Source organism: Desulfobacter curvatus DSM 3379 (genome assembly GCF_000373985.1).
Classification (GTDB): domain Bacteria; phylum Desulfobacterota; class Desulfobacteria; order Desulfobacterales; family Desulfobacteraceae; genus Desulfobacter; species Desulfobacter curvatus.
Map to the genome: position 1 here is coordinate 1 of NZ_KB892929.1, position 7,111 is coordinate 7,111.

General features: G+C 42.9%; 7 protein-coding genes. 6 read left to right on the top strand and 1 reads right to left on the bottom strand.

What is annotated here, in order from left to right; genetic code table 11:
- The first annotated feature begins 15 nt into the window (after nt 1-15).
- The 6 genes from B147_RS0104000 to B147_RS0104030 all read left to right on the top strand — a co-directional run bounded on the left by B147_RS0104000 (nt 16) and on the right by B147_RS0104030 (nt 4,167).
- Nucleotides 16-282, top strand: coding sequence for a hypothetical protein (locus tag B147_RS0104000; protein WP_020585956.1), 267 nt, complete (start codon nt 16-18; stop codon nt 280-282).
- Between the two features lie 119 nt (nt 283-401).
- Nucleotides 402-863: a GNAT family N-acetyltransferase gene (locus B147_RS0104005; protein ID WP_020585957.1), complete on the top strand. Its 462-nt coding sequence runs from the start codon at nt 402-404 to the stop codon at nt 861-863.
- A 328-nt stretch (nt 864-1,191) separates the two neighbouring features.
- Nucleotides 1,192-1,590: a DUF2726 domain-containing protein gene (locus B147_RS0104015; RefSeq protein ID WP_083927803.1), complete on the top strand. Its 399-nt coding sequence runs from the start codon at nt 1,192-1,194 to the stop codon at nt 1,588-1,590.
- Nucleotides 1,591-1,711: 121 nt separating this feature from the next.
- Entirely contained in the window at nt 1,712-2,914 is a 1,203-nt protein-coding gene (locus B147_RS27345; RefSeq protein WP_020585960.1) for an ATP-binding protein, read from the top strand.
- Nucleotides 2,915-3,089: 175 nt separating this feature from the next.
- Complete coding sequence (locus B147_RS0104025; protein WP_020585961.1) at nt 3,090-3,620, top strand: MBL fold metallo-hydrolase; 531 nt, start codon at nt 3,090-3,092, stop codon at nt 3,618-3,620.
- 106 nt (nt 3,621-3,726) lie between these two features.
- On the top strand, nt 3,727-4,167 hold the full coding sequence (locus B147_RS0104030; RefSeq protein WP_020585962.1) for an acetyltransferase: 441 nt from the start codon (nt 3,727-3,729) through the stop codon (nt 4,165-4,167).
- A 381-nt stretch (nt 4,168-4,548) separates the two neighbouring features.
- Here the strand turns inward: B147_RS0104030 and B147_RS0104035 are convergent, their stop codons facing one another.
- Complete coding sequence (locus tag B147_RS0104035; protein WP_020585963.1) at nt 4,549-6,837, bottom strand: hypothetical protein; 2,289 nt, start codon at nt 6,835-6,837, stop codon at nt 4,549-4,551.
- Nucleotides 6,838-7,111: the final 274 nt, after the last annotated feature.

A 7,111-nucleotide genomic window follows, 5' to 3' on the forward strand; every position in this document is an offset into this window, starting at 1 on the left:
TTATGAGCATAGATCATGGCCGGCATGGCATCGGCACATGCTTTATGTCATGCTGGCGCAGCACTTTCTTTTTCGACTCAGGCAAAAAGTAAAAAAAACTGCTTAAGTTTAGCCATGGTTAAAAAATTGGTCCAAGTTGTTTTGTCGATCAATTCTTTTACATGGAAAGGGGCTATAAATATGATAAAGTATCACCTCAAACGTAACGACATTGCGTATGAAAGCCATAGAAAAAGAACGATGGCTCTCGCTAAAGAGTTAGGTGTTCAAGTGTCGCTGTAGTGCTAGAGTGTCATCAGGATGAAATTAGGTAAGGTCAACTGGTTAAATGTGAATAACGGCCATGGGTCCGACCTGGTCTATCAACACCCAGGCTTGACCCAGGAGCGTTTGTTCAGGAAATGAGAATAAAACAAGCACAAACAAAAGCAGAGATCAAAGCGGTGCGAGAGCTTTTCCGGGAATACGAAGCATTCCTTAATGTAGACTTGCATTTTCAAAATTTTAAGAATGAGCTTGCCGGGTTACCCGGAAAATACTCACGTCCGGACGGAGATCTCCTTATTGGTCTTGATGGAGAAAGAATGGTCGGGTGTGTTGCGGTTCGTAGATATAGTGACGGTATATGTGAAATGAAGCGTCTTTTTGTCAGGCCGGAGGCAAGGGGCACGGGCCTGGGCAGAAGGCTTGTCCGGGAGATCATTTTGATCGCACAAGAACTGGGATTTTCTTTGATGCGGCTTGATACGCTTGAAAACCTCAAAGAGGCCATGCATCTTTATGGAACCCTCGGCTTCAGGAAAATCGAGCCGTACTATGAAAATCCACTTCCCGGTGTTGTATACTGGGAAAAGCAGATATAGCGTACATAGCTGTATGCCCGCAACAAATAAAGTTTCAAGCCCGAAATGATTTGCCATTTTTCATATAACGGCCACGGGCCGTCCTTGGTCTATCTACACAAAGACTTCGGCCCACAACAAAACTTGAAAGATCTGAGTAAGTTACCCAGACTTTCTTATAAAGAAAACAGAATATGCCCTTTTAATTCTAATGAGGTTTAATATCCTAAAATGAATCCGGAAACAGATCTTATTCTTGTTAAAGGTAAAGAAGGGTTTCGGGACAAAACGTCAGATATAAAAGAATGCCAGCTGATCGATGATAAATGCATAATCATCTACAACGATTATGATATCAGAGCATGAATCGGAGAACCTGATGTATGCATTGATCACCAAGGTTCTGTCTCTTCAAACGTTCCAATTTTTAGGCGTGGCAGTCCATGTCCCATTAAAAATGCTAATCCGGGACCAAAGCTTATTGACGGCAGATGAACTAAAATTCGCAGTCAGCTCCTGGACTCATTTGGATTTTGTTGTCTTTAATCGAATGGATAAATCCGCTGTGTTAGCAGTTGAGGTTGATGGCCACGCATTTCATGCCGGCAATGAAAAACAAATGCAAAGAGACAGACTTAAAGACTCGATTTTACAAAAATATAAGTTCCCTCTTATTCGATTTGCAACAACAGGGAGTCAAGAAGAAAAACGGTTCATTGAAAAATTAGAGGCCGTTTTGCTGTCTTAGCAATCAACGAACTGAGATCTTAAACAGGGCATAATCTTAATTTTTTCCCGCAAATTCAGAAATTATAATTCCCGTATTGCCGTCCATTGACAGGCCATTCGAAATCGCATATCACAAACCTATGAAAAAACCGATTGCCACTACCCCGGAAGACCTGCCCTACAGAAAGCTACAGCAGCACCTGGACCGGCAGCCGGTTGGATTCCCGCCGTCGGCAGATGGTGCGGATATCCGGCTGCTCAAACATATTTTTTCACCTGAAGAGGCTGCCATCGCCACCTGCCTGAGCCATGAGCCCCAACCAGTGGAAGTGATTTTCGATCGGGCCATCCATATGGTTCCATCCATGGACGCGCTGAAAAAGCATCTCACAGCCATGGTCAAAAAAGGGGGCATTGAATTCCACCAAAAGAACAACCAGAATGTTTATGCAAACGTTCCTTTGGTGGTAGGGAGTTACGAACTTCAGGTCAACCGCCTCACACCGGAATTTATTCGGGATTTTAAGGCCTATACATCGGAAAAACGTTTTGGCATCTCCTTTCTCGGCACGGGCCGGTCACAGATGAGGACCATCCCCGTCAATAAAAGCATCGCCCCGGACCTGCCGGCGGCAGAGTATGACCAGATTCTTTACCTTCTTGAAAAGGCAGACCCTCCGTTTGTGGTTCTGCCGTGCATCTGCAGGAAAAAGAAAGCTCTGCAGGGGATGCCCTGCAAACAAACCAAGCGGGAGGAGACCTGTATGGCCATGGGCAGCATTGCCCAGACTCTGATTAAGATGGAATTGGGCCGGCAGATAACAAAGGCTGAAGTCATGGACGTCATCAGCCGGAACCAGGAAGAGGGGCTGGTTCTCCAGCCCTCTAACACCCGGAAGATTGAATTCTTATGTTCCTGCTGCGGCTGCTGTTGTTCAATGCTGAGCCTGCACAAAGAACTGCCCTTGCCCCTGGATTTCTGGGAGACAGGGTTCAGGGCGGAACTATCCACTGATTCTTGCGCGGGCTGCGGACAATGTGCAGATAAATGCCCTGTCCAGGCCCTGTCCTTTCTCGAACCGGTCAACGAACAAAAGAAAAAAGCTAGGCCGTTTATTGATCCGGACCGCTGCATCGGCTGCGGCCAGTGCGTTGCGGCATGCAGACCCGGGGCGCTGTCGCTTGTTCCCAGGCCCGGGCAGGCCCCGCCCCCGATAAACCGAGAGGAGCTGAACGCTGAACTGCTGGCCCACAAAAACCAGCCCCTGGCCCGAACCCGGGTGATCGGGAAGCTGGCCAAAGGAATGATTGTGAAACGGGATCTTCGCCTGCTGAAAAACTGACCTGACTTAAAAGACCGCAACAGCAGGCTCTTGTCCCTGCCAACCAGGGGGAGGCCGAGTAGATTTCAGCAGCAGTTTTTTCAGGAAGACTTTAGGCAAGGAGGCGGTTGATTACAAACAAAAGTTGAATTTCATTAAAATCTATATGTTCAATAAAAAGTGAAAATAGAGTCTAATGGATAATTGGTTTACAATAGATCAAATTGACAAAAAAACGTACATTATAAGCGAGTACCGCCACTGGGAGGAAACTCATTGTTATCTCTTAAATGGTTCTAAGTTCAGCTTGCTTATTGATACGGGGCTCGGGATCTGTGACATCCATAATGAAGTGAAAAAATTAACTGACAATGCAATTATTGATATTGGAAACCGTTCTATTCAAATACTACATACGCCAGGACATTCACCGGGGCATATGTGTTTTTGGGAAAAGGAACGAGGCTATCTTTTTACCGGTGACCTCGTTTACAAGGATACGTTATTTGCTTACTTTCCGTCTACCGACCCCGAAGCATACCTAAACTCTCTTGAATTGGTAGCGATGCTGCCGGTGAAGCATGTATTTCCAGCACATCATACCTTGAAAATTCAACCTGAAATCTTGACAAGAATGTGTGACGCTTTTCGTCAGTTGAAAAATGAGGGTAATTTGCATCACGGTAGCGGGATATTTGAATTTGGTGATTGGGCTGTATGGCTTTAATAGATACATCTAAGGTAGAAAGTGTGTATGCTAAAAAGCTGTTAATCTCGTTACGTGTGGTCCGGCACCCGTTAAGTGCAACGTTTAATTTTTATCGAGTTAAGCAATGAAGATTGAAGATGCCAAAAAGGTAGATCATCAGAAGTTGATAGAAATATGGGAATCATCAGTTCGAGCAACACACGATTTTTTGGCAGAGGAAGATTTAATAAAACTTAGGCCACTAATTCTTGAACAGTACTTCGATGTTGTTAATTTGAAGTGTGCTAAAAACAATGAAGGTGAAATAATAGGGTTTTGCGGTGTCCATGATGGCAATATTGAAATGCTATTTATTTCACCAGAGGCCCGTGGAAATGGTGTGGGTTCATTTTTAGTGTCGCATGCCATCAATAACCTGGGGGCAACAAAGGTCGATGTCAATGAACAGAATAAGCAGGCCCTGGGCTTTTATCAACATATTGGATTCTCAGTAATAGGACGCTCGGAATTTGACGGTCAAGGAAAGCCTTATCCTCTGCTGCATATGGCGTTATTGGAAATTTAACAACAGTTGAACCTCGAATCAGGTCCCAATTTTAAGATCTTGATGCTTTTTCTGATTACAAATACAGAGAAAGTCTGTGGAAGTCGTCCGGCCGAGAAACAGAGCCTGACAGAGAGGTAGTCCTCACCAATGCCAAAAGCCAACGCCTTTTCTGGCAGGGATTACATCCCACGTAGATAACAAAGTTAACACTTTTGAACGTTCAGTTGATCTTTCTATTCATCCCCTCTATTTTTTGATTGACCGCCCCTTGCTGAGGATACTTTTCCTTGTCTCGGCCGCAGAATGGTACGGCAGTCAGCGCTCCTATTTCTGCCGGCATGGCAGAATCGAATTCTGCCCGTTTAAACGGGTAAAGGACAATTCCCAATTTTCATGTAATCATGAAAAATCTATTAAAACATGGCAAATTGATATGGGATTTGCATTCATGCATAGAACTTCTTTGAAGACTCTTATTCTAACATTTGCACAACGAACAGGGCTGATTTCATCAATCTTATTTTTGGTTTTTTTTGTATCAAAACCATTATAGGTTAGGCCATTTAGAACAGCGACATATTTATCGCAAAGCATGTTGAAATCATCGCTTAGACAATAAACAAGCACAAATATGATGCCAACGCCTTGCGAGTTATATCCTGCCAATTTGTGAATATGCTTTTCAATAACTCTACTGGAATAATTTTCTTGAAGAAAGGCTTCACACAATAAAGACGGTATTCCATTGCTGTCAAAAAGCCGGATATCGCTTATACCTAAATCTTTTCCGGTTTCAGACTTTCCGCTTCGGTCCCCTTCAGAAACCGTCCATCCGATTAAAAGAAACTGAGACCTTGAAAGGGAAACAAACCAATCATTAATGAGGTTTTCAATTTGTAACCTCTGATTCCCTGTTATAATGCGTTTAAGATTTTGTGCCCTTAATAAAAGCTCATTGCATACTGTAAGTACCTGATCCAGCAAAAATGTCTGCAGCGCTTGATTCTGCTCATACCTGTTATGAAAAATCTGTGCTTGTGCTTCCTGGTCAAACCTTCTCATCTCATTCCAAACCGCTCTTGTTTTGGCAACAGTCAATCCTTCATTTTGGACCAAGAAAGAGGGATGAATATTTTTATCAAGTGCTATCTTTTTGCCAATATTCCTTGCTATTTCATCCAGTTTTTGTACCTCTTCAGCACGATCCCCGTAATGAGACCTTGCACGATTTATCAGATCGAACGCCTCTTTAAGTAGACCATATTTTTTCATTGATTCACACGATGCTTCAACGATTTCAATTTTAATTCTATAGACTTCGGGTACTTTTGACCAAACCAGATGAAACGCTACGGGGTCATTTCCTTTTGACAGCGCTATAAGCGAAATCAACGACTCGAACTCTGAAAACTTTTCCCCCAAGATGTTTTTACGCTCTTCAAGCCAATCGTTTACCACATTTAAGTACTCATCTGATGACGCGTCATGTTGATCCAGAATTTTCATTTTGGCCGAGAGGCGATTCAACCTGTATAATGAATTTAAAAATTCTTTACAAAGCTGATCCAGCCACATATATGCTTTTTCAGGGTCTTGCTCGAAGAATAATAAGGCCGTGAAAAAACGTTTGGCTCTCTCTGCTTTCCGCTGATAGCTATTTCTTGGATCGGCTTGGGACCGATTAGAAAAATCCGGAATCGGCAGATCAGTTATACGTTGTACCCGATCCTCAATCGATTCATTATCGTTATCATGGATTTGATGAAGCATAGACCGAAATTCGAGCATCTGCCACAAATCTTTGTGAACTGGATTCGCTCTTTTTTTGCCAAATTCAATCAATGAATTAGCCAGAGAATAGGATTTTTGCACCAGGCTTAGCTGAATTCCTTTCTCTATTTCCGGGACCCAGGATATTTCATCTTCCTTTATTTTTCTTCTCTGAATTGCCTTGAGCAGCCGAGCCTTGTCCGCTGGAATAACCAGATAATGCTCAAGTTCCATTAAGCTGACCAAAGGAATATTCAGTTCCAGCAGTTGATCGATTAATTCAGATCGGTCTGTGGGATCAAATTGATTTAAAGACTCTGTAAATAGGCTCCATAGATTCAAACCTTTTTCGTGAATGTGACAAAAAATCCCAAGTGTCGCGCCATTTGGGAAACCGTATTCGACTACAAACCCTGCCAATTGTTCTTCAATTTCCTTTGTCCAGCCACCCTCTTTTATATTTTGATCGCCATATAGGCATAGCAACAGCCTGAAATGTGTTCTGATCGCCAAGGAAAAACTGTAATCCGACAAATCCGGCTGAATGCCTGTGAGGTCAACGGCAGATACAAACTCGGAACGTTGCTTTTCAGAAAAATACCTGAAAACAAGAGGCCACCCCAATGTAAAAAAAGCATCCTGTTCTTCGACACCATACCCTTGCCCATGGACCATGTCAGCCAATATACGCAAGTACGATTGCTGCAGGGACAATGCGATGGTGCCGATGGTTCTTTTTTTATCAATCTTTATATCCGGAACCGCGTGGAGAGATTCAACGCACCAGAACAATAAATGGTACTTGCTGTATGGGATATGCCCACTGAACGAAGGAGTCCGGTCCAATGATTCAGCAAGCATCTCAGATATGTCAACCACGATTGATGTTGAATTTTTAAGACCTTTTAATGTCTGCAATGCCAGGTCCAGATGCACTTTTGAATGAAGTATCAAATGTCAATTACTTTGTCCGGTTCGCGTCAATTATCTTGTCCGGTTTTTTTATATCAATAAATGCTTTTTGAGTGCATAAATTCTGTTCCGTTTTTGTTACGATCTTTACATTTAGCAGACTGACTCAATCCTTCATTGTAATTGACGCCTGTTAAACCACATTAAATGGATTTTAGGATCGGTAATTGTCGTCTCATACATTGTATTTTTACCCTTACCCCCAAAAATTTGTAACTTC

Bases quoted from the DNA above. Each gene is read 5' to 3' on its own strand.
- B147_RS0104025 (WP_020585961.1), top strand. From the start codon at position 3,090: ATGGATAATTGGTTTACAATAGATCAAATTGACAAAAAAACGTACATT.
- B147_RS27345 (WP_020585960.1), top strand. From the start codon at position 1,712: ATGAAAAAACCGATTGCCACTACCCCGGAAGACCTGCCCTACAGAAAG.
- B147_RS0104005 (WP_020585957.1), top strand. From the start codon at position 402: ATGAGAATAAAACAAGCACAAACAAAAGCAGAGATCAAAGCGGTGCGA.
- B147_RS0104030 (WP_020585962.1), top strand. From the start codon at position 3,727: ATGAAGATTGAAGATGCCAAAAAGGTAGATCATCAGAAGTTGATAGAA.
- B147_RS0104015 (WP_083927803.1), top strand. From the start codon at position 1,192: ATGATATCAGAGCATGAATCGGAGAACCTGATGTATGCATTGATCACC.
- B147_RS0104000 (WP_020585956.1), top strand. From the start codon at position 16: ATGGCCGGCATGGCATCGGCACATGCTTTATGTCATGCTGGCGCAGCA.